The sequence below is a fragment of the Planktothrix sp. FACHB-1365 genome (assembly GCF_014697575.1).
GTDB lineage: Bacteria > Cyanobacteriota > Cyanobacteriia > Cyanobacteriales > Microcoleaceae > Planktothrix.
In genome coordinates, this window is sequence record NZ_JACJSC010000001.1 from 407,230 (window position 1) to 423,494 (window position 16,265).

Here is a 16,265-nt window from a genome sequence, read left to right on the forward strand (position 1 = left end):
CCCTTCAGGGCTTTCTGAAAAGTAGTAAGCCCTTCAGGGCTTTCTGAGGCGTGAACGCCTCACTACAAGTAGTAAGCCCTTCAGGGCTTTCTGAGGCGTGAACGCCTCACTACAAGTAGTAAGCCCTTCAGGGCTTTCTGAGGCGTGAACGCCTCACTACTTTAATGAAAATAATTATAGATTTGTTGAGCTAATTTGGGGCCAATTCCTGACACTTCCGCTAACTGTTCTACGGTTGCCATTCTAATATAATCAATAGAACGAAAATGAGCTAAAAGTAATTTCTGACGATGATGTCCTAACCCTGGAATATCATCTAAACGCGATCGCATCATTCTTTCACTCCGTTTATTCCGATGAAAACTAACCGCAAACCGATGAGCTTCATCGCGTAATCTTCTTAATAATTGAACCCCCGGTTGTTCTGGATCAGTTTCTAAGGGAAAACTTTCTCCAGGTAGAAATATTTCTTCTCGTTGTTTGGCTAAACTAACTACTCGAATTTCCTCTAATAAATTCATTTCTTGTAATACGGCGACCACCGCAGATAGTTGACCTTTTCCCCCATCAATCATAATTAAATCCGGTTTATCTGTTGATGTCGAATAGTCTCGACAACGCCGCCGTATCACTTCCGCTAAACTAGCAAAATCATCGGAATGTCCGGCGTGAACGTTGGGGTTTTTAATCTTATAATGGCGATAGTATTGTTGGGCGGGTATCCCTTCAATAAAAACCACACGGGAAGCAACTGCATCCGACCCTTGAATATGGGAAATATCATACCCTTCAATGCGGTGAGGAAGGTCGGGTAAATCCAGAATTTCTGCTAAATCTTCTAAGGCTGCGGTATTGCGATCGCTTAATTTTTGGACTCGTTCTAATTCATATTCCGCATTGCGTTCTACCATTTCAATTAACTCGGCTTTAAGTTGGCGTTGTGGCGTTAAAATTGTCACTTTTTTCCCCTTGCGATCGCTTAACCAATCTGTTAAAATAGATTCATCGGGTAACTCATATTGCGCTAAGACTTCACTGGGAATTTCAACAGCATCAACGGTTTGATAATGTTCTTCTAAAACCCGTTGTAAAATTACCCCCATTTCTGTTAATTTTAACCCAGGTGGAACTTCTGCGGTAAACCCTAACCGTCCGACTAATTGTCCGGCTCGAATTTGGAATAATTGCACACAAGCTTGTTTAGAATTCGCAGCCAATGCGATCGCATCTCGTGAGACTCGATCATCAGGTAAAGAGACTTTTTGCTCGGAATTTAAAGATTGTAAGCCTTGAATTTGATCTCGAATTCGAGCCGCTGTTTCAAAGTTTAAAGCTTCAGCAGCTTGTTCCATTTGTTCTGTTAAATGATCAATCAGTTCCGTTGATCGACCTTGAAAAATCATCGCTACTTTTTGAACAATTTTTCGATAGTCTTCAGGAGAAATCAAAAGTTGACAAACCCCCGGACAACGACCAATATCATAATTTAAACAAGGTCGATCTTTAAATAAGGGTTTCGGACGTTGACGCAGGGGAAAAATTTGCTTGATTAAATGTAGCGTATTTCGCAATACCCTTGTATCCACATAAGGGCCATAATAACGGTCTTTTGGGTTTCCTAACCGTCGTTTACGGGTAATAAAAATTCGCGGATAATCTTCTGACCAAGTAATGCACAAATAGGGATATTTTTTATCATCTTTGAGCAGAACATTAAAATGGGGTTGATGTTGTTTAACTAAATTAGCTTCTAAGGCTAAAGCTTCTGCTTCTGTATCGGTGACAATAAATTCTATCTCCGTAATTTGTTGCACCATTAAAGCAATTCGGGGGGTGTGATGATTGTAGTCTCGAAAATAAGAACGAACTCGCGATCGCAATTTCTTAGACTTACCAATATAAAGAATATTATCCTGATGATCTCGCATCAAATACACCCCAGGAACCGGAGGAATATCTCGTAACTGTTTTTCTAAACGTTCTGAATCTTTAACTAAAGGAAGAGTTATAATAGATGACATAGTTAGATTTAAACTTGACTGTAATGAATTCAATGGCTATAATCTAATTATAACAAAATGTTTTGTTTTAAAAGTCGTAATTTCCCTACTCATTCCGTTTCTATTTTCGTCTTGTTAAAATAAAAGTTTTTTGAGGGTATTCCAAATTAAGGATTAGATTATGGTTCAAGAACTAACTGACCTAAGAAATTGTATTTTAGAACAACGTTATCAAGATGCTTTAGAGATTATTGATGAACTTGAAGAAATGGGAAAACAAGCAATTCTGAGAAACATAGAATCTTTTTTAGTTCGGCTGTTTATCCATTTGCTCAAAAATCAAGTTGAAAAGCGATTAACCAATTCTTGGATTGCTTCAATATCGGATTCTATCATCCAAATCAAAAAACTGAATTTAAAAGCCAATAAAAATTCTTATTATATTCAACCTGATCAATGGCAACCTTATTTAGAAGAAGCAATTGAGCAAGCCATTCGTCCTGCTAGTATCGAAATTTTAGAGGGTAGCTTAAAATCAACTCAACTCTCAGCAATGATTGAGCAAAATGTATTATTAAATATTGCCCAAAAATTGCTCGATTTAACTTATGAATATCCAGTTAAAGAGTTACCTCACCGCATTGATCAAGAATTAGCTCAACTACCAGGGGGTCAAGATTGGTTTGATGAGTTATAATTGTAAAATAGCTTAATTTAGGGTTCAGATGTTGATTATGGTTCAAGCTCCCCCTGATTTAAAAACAATAGCGACAGAAACTTGGGTGAAAGCAACCTGGGAGGAATTTTTAGCCTTAACCGAGAATCCTCAGTATGCTGAAGGTAAATTTTATTATGATCAAGGATATGTGAGGATAGAAATGTCACCATTAGGTTCAGCACACGGACACGATAACACAATTCTCTCAACGGTAATCTTAATTTATGCAGCTTTAAAAAATATTCCGATTAAAGGATTTACTAACACATCTTTTAGAAAAACAGGGCTGCGAGAAAGTCAACCGGATATGGGGTTTTATATTGGGGATAATTTTCAATTTCCCCCTCGCAATAATTCCCCGATTAATTTAGATGAACTTACTGCTCCTAATTTAATTATTGAAATCGGTGCATCCTCTTTTCCCGATGATATTGGTCGAAAACGATTACTCTATGAAAAATTAGAAATACAAGAATATTGGGTTGTAAACGTTGAAGACAACACAATTTTAGCCTTTGCTGTCGAAAACCAAGGAAGTCGATTAATCGAAGAATCTCTCGTTTTACCTGGATTCAAAATAGCCTTAGTGGTAGAAGCATTACAACGTTCTCAAACCGAAGACGATGGAAGCATTACACGCTGGTTGATGGGGACAATTAATTCTCCTTAAATTAAAATAAATCCTCAAATAAAATATAGGTGAAATTGCTAAAAACATTAAAAATCTTTTAGAATAAGAGTTGAAAGAATCCCTCGACAACTTATGACTCTAGCAACAAATTCTATTCTAATTTCCACCGATGAAGCTCTATCATTATTAGAAACGGTTCTGCACAATTCCGAGGCTGAAGATGTCACCGTCACCCTTAACAATACCCAAGAATCTTTAACTCGGTTTTCGGAAAATCAAATTAGTCAAAATCTGACTACTACCCAATTTAATCTTTCCATTACCAGCTATTTTGGCAAACGGTGTGCTACCTCTTCCACCAATGAACTGAATCCTGATACTCTCATCGCCACCATTCGCCGTTCAGAAGAACTCGCCCGCGTCGCCCCTGAAGACCCTGAATGGGTTCCTCTGCTGGAACCTCAAACCTATGATCATCGAATTCCAGCCTTTGATCCCGAAACGGCTCACTTATCTCCTTTACGCAGAGGAGAAATCGTACATAAGGTATGCCAATTGAGTGCTAAATCTAACGTGGAAGCATCGGGAACCCTCAGCAGTGAAGCGGTGTTATATGCTGTGGCGAACTCACGCGGGTTAAGGGCGTGTAACCGTTTAACCGTCGCCGACTTTAGTGTCACCGCACGCATAGAGACGGGTTCTGCTTGGACACAACGAACGGCTTGCAGTGTAAATCAATTACCCACTGAAGCATTAACTGAAACCATCATTAATCGAGCCCTATTATCCAGAAATCCACGGGAAGTTAGCCCTGGAATTTATCCTGTAATCTTCGATGGAGCAGCCTTTACTGATTTATTAGAATGGGTCATTTGGAATTTAGATGCACGGGCTGCTGATGAAGGACGATCTTTTATGTCGCGGACTAATTCAGAAGGAAAACCCATCGGAAATCGCATTGGAGAACAACTTTTTAGCCCCTTGATTCAGGTAAAACGAAATCCAGCTTATTCCTTATTACAAGGATCAACATTTTTTTATGATGGAATGAAAAAAGATCAGTTAGATATTATTAAAGATGGGATTCCCCAAACCTTATCCTATAGTCGGTATTGGGCAAAAAAACAAGGAAAAACCTCCCAGGGTGGGCTGTTTCCGATTGTGATGTCAGGGTCAAACCAAAGTTTAGAAGATTTAATTTCTCAAACAGAACAGGGGATTTTAGTGAGTCGCGCTTGGTATGTTCGTTATGTCAATCCCCGCACCTTAGAAGTAACAGGAATGACGCGAGATGGTACGTTTTGGATTGAACAAGGAAAAATTGCGTATCCGATTAAAAATCTGCGCTTTAATCAATGTTTACCAGACCTTTTAAACCAGGTTGAAGCCTTGAGTTCTGTTGAACGTTATGGGAATACCGTTGTACCGGGAGTTAAAGTCAAAGCTTTTAATTTTAGTAGCATTACCGATAGTGTTTAAGCGAAGAAATTGATTCGACAAGTGTAGGAATAGATTGTGTCAGGGTAAGCTGATTCCTGGTTTCGTGCGATTAAGGGCAAAATTTGTAGCCAATTTAGAGAAAAAAAGCTACAAAAGTAGCCTACTGTACCCTAGGTGTAGTCACGTTAGTTTCCCTAAACCCTAGATTTTTAAGAGGGGTTAAATGGGGATTTTTTGACAAAAAGAGATTAACTTCATCAAGCATCATCCCATCTGTAGACACTTCCTTTTGGATTTCAGGAATCTATGCCTTATTCTTCAACAATTTGAAAGTTCTGTTATAATTTTTTAACAACATTTAAGCAAATCTATACAACAATCAAAATTTGATTAATATATTAAGGTTTTGGAAATTTCTTTAAAAAAAATTAATCTCTTTTGTGATTTAGATTACTAAAGGTGAGGTTATTGTTGAGTTAGAGTAGGCCTAGAACGTGCAATAGACACGAAGGAACTAATGGTGGCTGCGGGAAAACCAGAATTACAAGGGTGCTAATCAATCTTAGTCACTTGTTAGAAAGGTTAGTGAACAGAACATCCATCTATGATTCTCTACTTGTCCGACTACAAGTTCTGATTTGATCAACATTACATGAACCCAATGTTAACGGTCGTATTATTAATTTCACGAAAAAAAACCTTGTGGGAATCCTCCTAGAAGGTTGAGGGATTTATACAGAATGAAGGAGAAATCCAGAAATGAGTCAGCACATTTTCCAGAGAGATTCTTGTAATCGTAGCCTAATGATTGACCCCGTATTCCAGGATTCTAGCCAAAATGCTTTACTGTATAGAATTTTGGCTGATTATGAGCGCTTATTAGCAGAACGGAATTGTTTAGAAAAAGAGCTTGAACACAAGCAGCAAGAAGTCACGGCACTCAAAACTGCACTCAATCATTCCACATTAGTTCGTATTCATTTAGAAAATGAAATGCTCAGTTCTATTCAAGAACGATATGAGCAAATCACCCAAATATTAGAACAAACAGAAGCCAAGACAAAAAGTTTAATTCAAGCGATTCCTGATTTAATGTTTTGCGTTAATTCCGAAAGAATCGTAGTAGATTATTATCCTGATAAGCAGGAACTTCATTTTCTAGAAACAGAAAACGTAATTGGTAAGAAAATTCAGGATGTTTTTCCTCAAGATTTGGCAACCTGGACAGAATATTATTTGGAAATCACCTTAGAAACAGGTGAAGTCCAAATGGGTGAATATGTTGTGAAGGGAGATGATAAATGGCATCATTATGAAGCTCGCTATGTCAAAAGTGGAAAAGATGAAGTGTTAGCCATTGTCAGGGATATTACCCAACGAAAGCAAGCCGAAGCAAACTTACGAGTTTCAGAAATTCAAGAACGGGAAAGAGCATTACAACTGGAAAAAACCTTAAAAGACTTGCAACAAGCACAAGCTCAATTAATTCAAGCTGAAAAAATGTCCAGTTTAGGGCAAATGATGACCGAAATTGCCCATGAAATCAAAAATCCGATCAGTTCTATTTACGGAAATTTGACTTACATTGATCAAGATATTCAGACGTTAATGGAACTGTTCAAACTCTATCAACAACATTATCCTGAACCTATCCCCGAAATTCAAGAGTTTATGACAGTTTCGGATGTCAATACAATTATCAATGAATTACCGCAAAGTGTAGAGTTTATGCGTTTAGGGGCTAATCGTTTGTATGATTTAGCATTATCCCTCCGCAATTTTTCACGGTTAGATTCTCAGGAAATGGTATCAGCAGATCTTCATATTGGTTTGGATGGAACCTTAAAGATTTTGCATAATCAACTCAAATCAAAAGGGAGTCATGCTGAAATTGAAGTGATTAAAGATTATGGGGCACTTCCCTTAGTCAAATGCTACCCGAATCAACTCAATCAAGTGTTTATGAATCTTCTCGCAAATGCCATTGATGCGTTAGAAAATCAACCCGTTCCTCGAAAAATTATCATCAAAACCGACATCTGCAAAATACACCCAGACTTTTTAGTTGAAGATGCCATTCGGATTTCGATTTCCGATAACGGCCCCGGAATTCCCAAGTCGGTTCAAGACCAAATTTTTAATCCATTTTTTACCACAAAACCTATGGGTAAAGGCACGGGTTTAGGTTTGTCTATTGCCCATCAAATTATTGTGGAAAAACACCAAGGTCGCTTAAAGTGTACTTCTCAAGAGGGACAAGGGACAACTTTTGAGATTATCTTACCTCTCGGTGAACTCTTTCAAGCAAAGGAATAGACCTTGAGGAAAAATATCACGATCAAGACCAGACTTTTTGTACAATTTTATACAAATTTGTAACGAATAGGATCTTTACAAGGATTGATTGTAAAACGGGAGTGGTGTACCGATACAATTGGGGCTAGAATTCCATTGTCAAAGTCTCATGAATATTCGTACCGTTTCGACTCAACCGTTTAATGATCAAAAACCCGGCACATCAGGCTTACGCAAGTCTGTTCCGGTCTTCCAACAACCCCATTATCTGGAGAATTTTGTTCAGGCCATTTTTGATACTCAACCGGGGTATGAAGGGGGAACCCTAATCGTCGGGGGTGATGGCCGCTACTATAACCGTCAAGCGATTCAGATTATTTTAAGAATGGCAGCCGCTAATGGTGTCGGACGGGTTCTGGTGGGCTGTGAAGGCATTGTTTCCACTCCCGCGGCATCCTGTATGATTCGTAAAAATCAAGCCTTTGGTGGGATTATTCTCTCTGCAAGCCATAATCCCGGTGGGCCAGGCGGAGATTTTGGCATCAAATTTAACGCCAGCAATGGCGGGCCAGCACCGGAAAAAATCACCGAGGAAATTTATGCTCGAACCCAGGTGATTGATAGCTACAAAATCATGGATGCGGCGGATATTAATTTGGATAAACCGGGTAGTTTTAAACTGGGAACCATGACGGTTGAGGTGATTGATTCCGTGCAACCTTATATGGAATTGATGGAATCTTTATTTGATTTTAACTTGATTCAACAATTGTTAACATCAGGCAAGTTTCGGATGTGTATGGACTCCATGCACGCGGTTACTGGGCCTTATGCCCATGCCATTTTTGAACAACGTTTAGGGGCTGCACCGGGAACGGTTTTGAATGGCACTCCTTTAGAAGATTTTGGCGGCGGTCATCCCGATCCAAACTTAGTTTATGCCCATGATTTAGTTGAAATTATCTTCGGCGAAAATGCACCCGACTTTGGGGCTGCTTCCGATGGCGATGGCGATCGCAATATGATTTTAGGACGCAATTTTTTTGTAACTCCCAGTGATAGTTTAGCGATTTTAACGGCTAATGCCCATTTAGTCCCCGGATATAAAGATGGTTTGGCGGGAGTTGCCCGTTCTATGCCCACTTCCCAAGCCCCAGATCGAGTGGCAGAAAAATTAGGAATTGAATGTTATGAAACCCCGACGGGATGGAAGTTTTTCGGCAATTTATTAGATGCTGGAAAAGCCACATTATGCGGGGAAGAAAGTTTTGGAACCGGATCAAATCATGTTCGGGAAAAAGATGGCTTGTGGGCGGTATTATTCTGGCTGAATATTTTAGCGGTGCGTCAAGAATCCGTTGAAGATATTGTTCGCAGTCATTGGCAAACCTACGGACGTAATTACTATTCTCGTCATGACTATGAAGAGATTGAAACGGAAAAAGCTAATCAATTAGTCGATAAATTACAGGCTATTTTACCCACTCTCAAAGGTAAACAATACGGCTCCTATCAAGTCGAGTATAGCGATAATTTTAGCTATACTGATCCGGTTGATAATAGTGTTAGCAATAATCAAGGCATTCGCATTGGGTTTACCGATGGTTCTCGAATTGTTTTCCGGTTATCAGGAACGGGAACGAAAGGGGCAACATTACGGGTTTATTTAGAAAGTTATGAACCTGACCCTGCTAAACACAATTTAGATCCGCAAGAAGCGTTAGCAGAGTTAATCACTATTGCCGATGAAATTGCTCAAATTAAAACGATAACCGGACGTCAACAACCGACGGTTATTACCTAATTTTAGGTTAATTGAACTAAACTCGTAGGGTGGGCTTTGCCCACCAATTTTATTATATGTAATAGGAAAGCTATCGTTTAATCAAGTATTGTATCCATACCTAACGCCTTTTACACTCAATTAACATCTCTAGTTAAAATGTTTTATCTTAAGCTAAACCCTACTCAGTTTAGCCCAGGTAGAGGGAGTACCTTAAACCCTTTCTTCCTGTAATTTCTCCTGTACCCACAAATTTAAAAGAGTTTCGGCAGATATCCCTTTCTGTTGCGCGACAGCACTGATTTTTTCAGATAAACTTTTATCAATACCGTAATATGTTACTTGAGATTTAGGGCCAAGATTAATTGTAAATTCAACCGGGTAAGTTTGCTCCCAATAATCAGCCGTATCATGCTCATCCCAAAACTCCCCTATCTCTTCATACGAGGTTGCATTGGAGATAGAACTTTTAGTTATTTCGGTATTTTCTTCGTTCGGCATTGGTCATGTCCCTCGCTGATAATATTAAAGCATTTTTGTCTTCCTTATAGATGAAGAAAACAATTAAGTAGCGTCCCGTCTCTGTTTGACCATAAGTGGCATAAACGTTTTCATTTTGACGGTTTCCTTTTTCAATAAATCGTATCAGTGGAAACCGCAGAAAAACTTCTCTTACCTCATGTTCCTGAACGCTGTGCTTGCGAGCCAGTTTCTCAACAATACTATCCAAGAAGATTAAATCAAATATTTCCAACTAAATTTTATCTCCTTTTTTTGCGATCGCCACTTCCAAACACTTACCCAGGTAATAGAGTCAGCCTTTGCATATTATAACTCAGCCAGCATAATCACTTCAACCTTGCAACTTCCATTCTCAGCTTATTCAGAGTCTAAAGCCTGACGTAAAGCCTCAATATCTGCACCACAAATTGCACGAAGATGATGAGTAATCTTCTCAATATTCCAATCCCACCACCGGATATTTAATAGTTCTTCAATCATAGATTCTTCAAACCGTTTGCGAATTTCTTGGGCAGGATTTCCACCAACTATTGTATAGGGAGGAACATCACGGGTAACGACAGATTGAGTCGCAATAATTGCACCATCTCCAATCTGAATACCAGGCATAATCGTAGCCCCATATCCAATCCAAACATCATTTCCAATCACTGTATTTCCTTTAAATGGCCAAGAATCAGGCATTGCAGATTCCCAACCGTTTCCAAAGACCGGAAAAGGATAATTAGTCAACCAATCTGTACGATGATTTCCCCCGTTCATAATAAATTTAACATCGGAAGCAATAGAACAGAATTTACCAATAATTAATTGATCTCCGATAAAATCAAAATGGTATAAAACATTTTTTTCAAAATTTTCTGGGTGATCAAAATCATCATAATATGTATAATCTCCCACAGTAATATTCGGGTTTTTAATAATTGTTTTCAAATACACTAAGCGAGTTTGTTCGGGAATAGGATAACGAGTTTCGGGAGAGGGGCCGTAATTCATGAAATTTGGGGAAAAGAGTGTTAACATTCTTCATCATCACTCAATAGTATCAGTTAAGCCTTAACTCCCAAACAGATACTCCATAAACGCCACATAGAGACGTTGAATACAACGTCTCTACATAATACGGATGTGTAGTAAACACTTAAAGATTTCAGATTAGAATCGGAGCGGCGGGATTCGAACCCACGACCCCCACTACCCCAAAGTGGTGCGCTACCAAGCTGCGCTACGCCCCGACACAATTAACCAATGTAGCATCGTTAAGCGTAATTTGTCAAGGCTTTTCTAAAAAATTTTTAACGTTCTTGTGGCTTGTACCAATTCCGCCACCACTTCAACGGGCCAACACCCCTCCGCCCGACGTCCCGTATTCAAAATAAACTGCACAGTATAAGCATGGGGATAACCTTCCACCTGCATCCATAACCAATCGCTTTCGGCTTCACAGGCGATTTTTTCTTCATCCATCAACTCCCCTGACATTTGGGTCATCGTCTCCGCTAATTGACCCAACAACCGACAAAAATCATCAAACTCCCCTTGGGTGAGTTCCATCGCCCAGGTATCCCCCCCGACTAATCCTTGAAATTCCGTTGCTTCGGGGTTCCAACCCAAACGCCATCCCGTTCCCGTTTTTAGAATTCTCTCCACGTTCTACCTATTATTTTAATAATTCCGCATCCCCCGACTGAGGAAGAGGACTTAGACCGGGAGGGGTTTTAGGGGGTGTTGATGAAGAATTGGGTTTCGGAATAGTTGGATTATCAATATTAGTCGCATTGGGATTAAATAAGCGAACAAGGGTATTAACTAATGCCTCCCGTTCGGATCGATTTAACTGTTGAATTGCTTTTTGATCTTTCTCCAATGGATTATCTCGCAACGCTTCTCGACCGGGATAATCTAACACTAACATCGGTTCATTTACCCCTAAATAATCGGCTAGGGTAAGTTTCCAATCTAAACGATATTGAGTCGGTCGAGCTTTAACATAAATGTGATAGCGAATTAACCGACCGATTAACGTATTCTCTTCTGCAACTTTTCCGGTTTCTTGGGAAATATATTGATTTTCCTGGGGTAAATTCGGTAACTGTTCATAAACTTTTTTCCAAACCTCTGAGACTCTCACCCGTCCTGATGGAGAGGTTGTTTGTTCCGGGGGAGTTTGGGCGAGTCCCTGCATTTCTAAAGAATCAAAAAAACCCCCCAAAACAATCAATAGGGTAATACTAAAGGCGACCAATAAAAAGCTTAACCCTCGTTGTTTTTGGGGTTTCCCAGGTTTTACCATAACACTGTAGTTACTTGTGAACGCACGACACCGACACCCGACACCGTAGAATACCGAATTAACGATCTGAAATAATTTCCGGTTGGGTCAGTTCATCAGACATTTCAATAATGGCGCGTAAAACAGGTTTGATAGTATTCTCATCCCCATTATCAAAGTCTTCATACCGACACCGTTTTGCCCGATTTGCCACTTGTACGGTAATCCGATAGCGATTAGACGCCGCACTGACGAGATCAGCAGCGCGACGGGTAATTTCTATGGAGTCAATCGTTGAACGCTTTTGCATGAAGTTATGATTTCCTAACCCTAGTGTTGCTTCTATTGTATCAAAATCTATGTGGAACAGGCATCTTGCCTGTTAACAGGTTAACTGTAGTGTAGAAATCGGTAACTAAGACCCTATGGATAAAAAAATTGCAAAATGTAGCAGAAGAATCTAGTCAAATGGTCACAGAGGTGTTAAGTTTTATGAACAGCCGGTAGGAAAAAATCACTACTTGGCTTCGGTACACTGTCCATTAAGTAGGATTGTCAAGCAAAATGCAAGCAGCGATAAATCCAACCCTAATCAATTTATCCGTTGTTCCCCAACGTCAACCGCTCAAAGTCGTAGTTCTGGGGGATAGTCTCGTCTATGGATTTGGTGATCCTCAAGGAGGGGGTTGGGTTGAGCGACTGCGATGTCAATGGATGTCCCCGGATACGGTAGGGCCAATCCTTTATAATTTGGGAGTCCGGGGAAATCGTGTGATTCAAGTGCGCGATCGCTTAGAACAAGAATTTCGCCATCGGGGAGAATTGCGAAACCGTTTACCGGATGTGAGTATTTTTTCCGTGGGATTAAATGATTCAGCACGGGTACAGTCATTTCAAGGTCGCAACTACACCGAATTTAATGACTTTGAAACTGCCTTACACAGTATGTTAGACCAAGCCCAACGTCTTTGTAATGTTTTATTTGTGGGAATGGTTCCCGTTGATGAAAGCAAAATGCCGTTTCAAGGCTGTTTGTACTATACCTTAGCGGATCAATTTCGGTACAAAGAAGCCACTCGTCTCGCCTGTTTAGAACGCAATATCCCCTATTTAGATCTATTTGAAATTTGGTTAAACCGAGGGGAATATTGGTGGAAGTCTCGGTTATGTTCCGATGGTTTACATCCCAATGTAGCTGGATATGAAGCTTTATTAGAGGATATTCGCAATTGGGAACCGATTCAAAAATTAGCTTATTAACGTTTTGAACCCAAAAATGGGATTCAACCTCCGTTCTTCTAGGACGGTTTTTTATTGGTATTCGTAAATTCCATAAAATTTGGATTCTATCGTTCAATGTTGGCTACGCATCTGTCTACTGTAGAGACGTGCCATGGCACGTCTCTACGGGGGCTTTAGGATTATCTATAGCAATGAGAAGTCATGATTTTAAATTTATTGCAACTTTCTAGTCCAGCTTTACCCTTGGGAGCTTATAGTTATTCAGAGGGGTTAGAAACTTTAGTTGAACATCAAATTATTACGGATAACCAGAGTTTATTACAGTGGTTAATTCAAGATTTAAAGTTTGGCGCAATTCGTTTAGAAGCTGCGGTTATGGTTCGAGCTTATCGTTGCGTAATCAATCAAGATTTTAGCCAATTTATCTATTGGAATCAATGGTCAACGGCGACCAAGGAAACGGCTGAACTTCGACAACAAAGTTGGCAAATGGGAAATACCTTAATACAGCTTTTAGTTCATTTAGAAGGGGTGAAAACAACAGAAAATCAGAATTTAGAATTACCTCCCCTCAAAAATTGGGTTGAACAAGTCGGAAAACCTTGTAATTATGCGATCGCGTTTGGACTAGGTGCAGTTTATTGGAATTTGGATCTCAAAAATGCCTTATTGGGATATCTATATAGTTGGGCAACTAATTTAATTAATGCTGGGGTGAAACTCATTCCTTTAGGTCAAACAATGGGTCAAACCTTATTGTTACAATTACACCCAGAAATAGAATTAACAACCACAGCAATTTTAGAATTAAAAGATGAAGATTTAGTCAGTTGCAATTGGGGGTTGGCTTTAGCAAGTATGGCGCATGAAACTCAATATAGCCGATTATTTAGAAGCTAATTAGAGATAAATTTTTAAAAATTAAAGCATTAAGTCCTGATTTTTCTGGTATAATTAAAATAGTCATTTTATATTAATTTTATGTCTGGGTTACGAGTTGGAATTGCGGGGCCTGTCGGTTCAGGGAAAACAGCCTTAGTTGATGCTTTATGTAAGCAAATGCGAACTTCCTATCAATTGGCAGTAGTGACCAATGATATTTATACTCAAGAAGATGCTCAATATTTAGTTCGTTCTAAAGCCTTAGAAAGTGATCGCATTTTAGGGGTGGAAACCGGAGGTTGTCCGCACACAGCTATTCGAGAAGATGCCTCATTAAATTTAGCCGCTATCGAACAATTAGAAACCCAATTTAAAAATTTAGATATTTTATTTGTGGAAAGTGGCGGTGATAATTTAGCTGCAACCTTTAGCCCGGAATTAGTCGATATTACGATTTATGTAATTGATGTCGCAGCCGGAGATAAAATTCCCCGTAAAGGAGGGCCAGGAATTACCAAATCAGATTTATTAGTGATTAATAAAATAGATTTAGCGGCTTTAGTTGGTGCAGATTTAAACATCATGGAACGAGATGCTAAAAAAATGCGAGGAAATAAAGCCTTTGTGTTTACCAATTTAAAAACCAAACAAGGACTAGATGTTATTATTAAATTTATTAAATCCCATCTCATCCAGTAGTAAGCCCTTCAGGGCTTTCTCCTCCATTCTCATCCAGTAGTAAGCCCTTCAGGGCTTTCTCCTCCATCCTGATCCAGTAGTAAGCCCTTCAGGGCTTTCTCCTCCATCCGTCCCCACCAAAACCTAACACTAATAACTGATTAAATTAAAGGAATAGGAACTAAATAGAGATTGTAGTTGGTGTTAAATTATTTGTAAGAAAGCCCTGAAGGGCTTACTACATTTAAGATTGAAAGGAATAGGGAATAGATGGAGATTGTTGGTGTTAAATTATTTGTAAGAAAGCCCTTCAGGGCTTACTACGTTTAAGATTGAAAGGAATAGGGAATAAATGGAGATTGTAGTTGGTGTTAAATCGTTTATAAGAAAGCCCTGAAGGGCTTACTACGTTTAAGATTGAAAGGAATAGGGAATAAATGGAGATTGTAGTTGGTATTAAATCGTTTATAAGAAAGCCCTGAAGGGCTTACTACGTTTAAGATTGATATGAGTAATTTAGAACTAAATCTCTCTCAATGGCATGGTATTTTAGAATTAGACTATCAAAAAATTGGTGATTCTACCCAATTAGTTAAAGCTTATAGCCAAGCACCCTTAAAAATTCAGCGTTCTTTCTATCCTGAAGGAAAAGCAATATGTCACAGTATTATTTTACATACTGCTGGAGGAATTGTAGGCGGCGATCGCTTATCTCAAAAGATTAATTTACAGCCGGAAACTCAAGTTGTTTTAACCACACCAGCCGCCAGTAAAATATACCGCAGTACGGGAGAAATCAGCCAACAAAATATTAAAATTGACGTTCAAGAAAATGCCTATTTAGAATTTATTCCCCGTGAAAGTATCATTTTTAATGGGGCAATTTTTAGCCAAAATATAGAAATTAATTTAGCTGCTTCTGGGTGCTATTTAGGATGGGAAATCACGCGGTTTGGACGAACAGCACGGGGAGAAACCTTCACCCAAGGACAGTGGAAATCCTGTACAGAAATCTGGCAAAATAACCGTCCACTTTGGATTGATCGACAGGGATTTATAGCCCATGAAGATTTATTAAATAGTCCTCATGGTTTAGGAGGACAACCTGTAATTGCTACCTTAACTTGGGTTGGACAACCTATTTCAGAAGAGCTAATTCAAAGTATACGACAACTGTGGGGACAGCGAGAAACTTCTAGCCAAGCTGGGGTAACGCAATTAATATCAGGATTACTCTGTCGCTATCGGGGAAATTCGACCCAAGAGGTGATAGACTGGTTTACGGATGTTTGGCGGTTACTTCGTCAAAATTATACCGGACAATTGATCGCTAAACCTCGTGTTTGGCAAATTTAATTCGTTAAAATTCCGCAAGGATTATTTATGCAATTATCTCCCCAAGAAAAAGATAAACTTTTAATTTTTACGGCTGCTTTATTAGCTGAAAGGCGCAAGGAAAAAGGATTAAAATTGAATTATCCTGAAGCCGTTGCTTATCTTACAGCAGCGATTTTAGAAGGCGCTAGGGAAGGACGCACCGTTGCTGAATTAATGAGTTATGGAAAAACAATTTTAAAGCGGGAAGAGGTCATGGAAGGCATTCCTGAAATGATTCATGAAGTCCAGGTGGAAGCGACCTTTCCCGATGGTACAAAATTAGTAACGGTTCATGATCCGATTAATTAACAGTTATCAGTTATCAGTAGAGACGTGCCATGGCACGTCTGTACCAGTTATCAGTTCTTACTGTTCCCTGTTCCCTGTTCCCTGTTCCCTCTTCAAGTAGCACTATAACTGATAAC

The 16,265-nt window shown here is 39.2% G+C and carries 17 protein-coding genes and 1 tRNA gene; 10 read left to right on the top strand and 8 right to left on the bottom strand.

Annotated features, from left to right (window positions below; translation table 11 throughout):
- Nucleotides 1-161 precede the first annotated feature (161 nt).
- On the bottom strand, nucleotides 162-2,021 hold the full coding sequence (gene uvrC, locus H6G57_RS01825; RefSeq protein WP_190515546.1) for an excinuclease ABC subunit UvrC: 1,860 nt from the start codon (nucleotides 2,019-2,021) through the stop codon (nucleotides 162-164).
- 160 nt (nucleotides 2,022-2,181) lie between these two features.
- Between uvrC and H6G57_RS01830 the strand changes: the two genes are divergently transcribed.
- The 5 genes from H6G57_RS01830 to H6G57_RS01850 all read left to right on the top strand — a co-directional run bounded on the left by H6G57_RS01830 (nucleotide 2,182) and on the right by H6G57_RS01850 (nucleotide 8,888).
- Nucleotides 2,182-2,697 carry a DUF29 family protein gene (locus H6G57_RS01830; RefSeq protein WP_190515548.1) on the top strand — a complete coding sequence of 172 codons (516 nt, stop codon included), beginning with the start codon at nucleotides 2,182-2,184 and terminating at the stop codon, nucleotides 2,695-2,697.
- 37 nt (nucleotides 2,698-2,734) lie between these two features.
- On the top strand, nucleotides 2,735-3,388 hold the full coding sequence (locus tag H6G57_RS01835; RefSeq protein WP_190515550.1) for a Uma2 family endonuclease: 654 nt from the start codon (nucleotides 2,735-2,737) through the stop codon (nucleotides 3,386-3,388).
- A 93-nt stretch (nucleotides 3,389-3,481) separates the two neighbouring features.
- Nucleotides 3,482-4,828 (top strand): TldD/PmbA family protein, encoded by a 1,347-nt coding sequence (locus H6G57_RS01840; RefSeq protein WP_190515552.1) that lies wholly within the window; start codon nucleotides 3,482-3,484, stop codon nucleotides 4,826-4,828.
- Between the two features lie 720 nt (nucleotides 4,829-5,548).
- Nucleotides 5,549-7,105 carry an ATP-binding protein gene (locus H6G57_RS01845; protein ID WP_190515553.1) on the top strand — a complete coding sequence of 519 codons (1,557 nt, stop codon included), beginning with the start codon at nucleotides 5,549-5,551 and terminating at the stop codon, nucleotides 7,103-7,105.
- Between the two features lie 148 nt (nucleotides 7,106-7,253).
- The gene (locus H6G57_RS01850) at nucleotides 7,254-8,888 is read left to right on the top strand and encodes an alpha-D-glucose phosphate-specific phosphoglucomutase (protein ID WP_190515555.1); all 1,635 of its coding nucleotides are present in this window, start codon (nucleotides 7,254-7,256) and stop codon (nucleotides 8,886-8,888) included.
- A gap of 192 nt (nucleotides 8,889-9,080) precedes the next feature.
- On the opposite strand, the gene H6G57_RS01855 is transcribed toward H6G57_RS01850, so the two are convergent.
- The 7 genes from H6G57_RS01855 to H6G57_RS01885 form a co-directional block, all read right to left on the bottom strand.
- Nucleotides 9,081-9,368: a CopG family antitoxin gene (locus H6G57_RS01855; RefSeq protein WP_190515557.1), complete on the bottom strand. Its 288-nt coding sequence runs from the start codon at nucleotides 9,366-9,368 to the stop codon at nucleotides 9,081-9,083.
- Nucleotides 9,337-9,621, bottom strand: a complete 285-nt coding sequence (locus tag H6G57_RS01860; RefSeq protein WP_190515559.1) for a BrnT family toxin — start codon at nucleotides 9,619-9,621, stop codon at nucleotides 9,337-9,339. Before H6G57_RS01860 ends, H6G57_RS01855 begins: the two co-directional genes overlap by 32 nt.
- 125 nt (nucleotides 9,622-9,746) lie before the next feature.
- Nucleotides 9,747-10,385, bottom strand: a complete 639-nt coding sequence (locus tag H6G57_RS01865; RefSeq protein WP_190515560.1) for a CatB-related O-acetyltransferase — start codon at nucleotides 10,383-10,385, stop codon at nucleotides 9,747-9,749.
- A gap of 165 nt (nucleotides 10,386-10,550) precedes the next feature.
- Nucleotides 10,551-10,624: transfer RNA gene (locus tag H6G57_RS01870), tRNA-Pro, on the bottom strand.
- A gap of 49 nt (nucleotides 10,625-10,673) precedes the next feature.
- Nucleotides 10,674-11,039, bottom strand: a complete 366-nt coding sequence (locus tag H6G57_RS01875; RefSeq protein WP_190515562.1) for a DUF1818 family protein — start codon at nucleotides 11,037-11,039, stop codon at nucleotides 10,674-10,676.
- Nucleotides 11,040-11,049: 10 nt separating this feature from the next.
- Nucleotides 11,050-11,682 (bottom strand): hypothetical protein, encoded by a 633-nt coding sequence (locus tag H6G57_RS01880; RefSeq protein WP_190515564.1) that lies wholly within the window; start codon nucleotides 11,680-11,682, stop codon nucleotides 11,050-11,052.
- Nucleotides 11,683-11,740: 58 nt separating this feature from the next.
- The gene (locus H6G57_RS01885; RefSeq protein WP_190515566.1) at nucleotides 11,741-11,971 is read right to left on the bottom strand and encodes a DNA-directed RNA polymerase subunit omega; all 231 of its coding nucleotides are present in this window, start codon (nucleotides 11,969-11,971) and stop codon (nucleotides 11,741-11,743) included.
- Nucleotides 11,972-12,225: 254 nt separating this feature from the next.
- Between H6G57_RS01885 and H6G57_RS01890 the strand changes: the two genes are divergently transcribed.
- From H6G57_RS01890 to ureA, 5 genes are all read left to right on the top strand, one after another.
- Nucleotides 12,226-12,921: a GDSL-type esterase/lipase family protein gene (locus H6G57_RS01890; RefSeq protein ID WP_072717916.1), complete on the top strand. Its 696-nt coding sequence runs from the start codon at nucleotides 12,226-12,228 to the stop codon at nucleotides 12,919-12,921.
- Nucleotides 12,922-13,104: 183 nt separating this feature from the next.
- On the top strand, nucleotides 13,105-13,803 hold the full coding sequence (locus tag H6G57_RS01895) for an urease accessory protein UreF (RefSeq protein WP_190515568.1): 699 nt from the start codon (nucleotides 13,105-13,107) through the stop codon (nucleotides 13,801-13,803).
- An 81-nt stretch (nucleotides 13,804-13,884) separates the two neighbouring features.
- Nucleotides 13,885-14,484 (top strand): urease accessory protein UreG, encoded by a 600-nt coding sequence (gene ureG / locus H6G57_RS01900; protein WP_190515569.1) that lies wholly within the window; start codon nucleotides 13,885-13,887, stop codon nucleotides 14,482-14,484.
- A 486-nt stretch (nucleotides 14,485-14,970) separates the two neighbouring features.
- Entirely contained in the window at nucleotides 14,971-15,819 is an 849-nt protein-coding gene (locus tag H6G57_RS01905) for an urease accessory protein UreD (RefSeq protein WP_190515570.1), read from the top strand.
- Between the two features lie 27 nt (nucleotides 15,820-15,846).
- A complete protein-coding gene (ureA, locus tag H6G57_RS01910; RefSeq protein WP_190515572.1) occupies nucleotides 15,847-16,149 on the top strand; it encodes an urease subunit gamma in 303 nt (100 codons plus the stop codon).
- Nucleotides 16,150-16,265 lie beyond the last annotated feature (116 nt).

Coding starts and splice junctions, on each gene's coding strand:
- H6G57_RS01830 (WP_190515548.1), top strand. CDS start 2,182: ATGGTTCAAGAACTAACTGACCTAAGAAATTGTATTTTAGAACAACGT.
- uvrC (WP_190515546.1), bottom strand. CDS start 2,021: ATGTCATCTATTATAACTCTTCCTTTAGTTAAAGATTCAGAACGTTTA.
- ureG (WP_190515569.1), top strand. CDS start 13,885: ATGTCTGGGTTACGAGTTGGAATTGCGGGGCCTGTCGGTTCAGGGAAA.
- H6G57_RS01840 (WP_190515552.1), top strand. CDS start 3,482: ATGACTCTAGCAACAAATTCTATTCTAATTTCCACCGATGAAGCTCTA.
- H6G57_RS01885 (WP_190515566.1), bottom strand. CDS start 11,971: ATGCAAAAGCGTTCAACGATTGACTCCATAGAAATTACCCGTCGCGCT.
- H6G57_RS01835 (WP_190515550.1), top strand. CDS start 2,735: ATGGTTCAAGCTCCCCCTGATTTAAAAACAATAGCGACAGAAACTTGG.
- H6G57_RS01895 (WP_190515568.1), top strand. CDS start 13,105: ATGATTTTAAATTTATTGCAACTTTCTAGTCCAGCTTTACCCTTGGGA.
- H6G57_RS01850 (WP_190515555.1), top strand. CDS start 7,254: ATGAATATTCGTACCGTTTCGACTCAACCGTTTAATGATCAAAAACCC.
- H6G57_RS01890 (WP_072717916.1), top strand. CDS start 12,226: ATGCAAGCAGCGATAAATCCAACCCTAATCAATTTATCCGTTGTTCCC.
- ureA (WP_190515572.1), top strand. CDS start 15,847: ATGCAATTATCTCCCCAAGAAAAAGATAAACTTTTAATTTTTACGGCT.
- H6G57_RS01845 (WP_190515553.1), top strand. CDS start 5,549: ATGAGTCAGCACATTTTCCAGAGAGATTCTTGTAATCGTAGCCTAATG.
- H6G57_RS01855 (WP_190515557.1), bottom strand. CDS start 9,368: ATGCCGAACGAAGAAAATACCGAAATAACTAAAAGTTCTATCTCCAAT.
- H6G57_RS01865 (WP_190515560.1), bottom strand. CDS start 10,385: ATGAATTACGGCCCCTCTCCCGAAACTCGTTATCCTATTCCCGAACAA.
- H6G57_RS01905 (WP_190515570.1), top strand. CDS start 14,971: ATGAGTAATTTAGAACTAAATCTCTCTCAATGGCATGGTATTTTAGAA.
- H6G57_RS01880 (WP_190515564.1), bottom strand. CDS start 11,682: ATGGTAAAACCTGGGAAACCCCAAAAACAACGAGGGTTAAGCTTTTTA.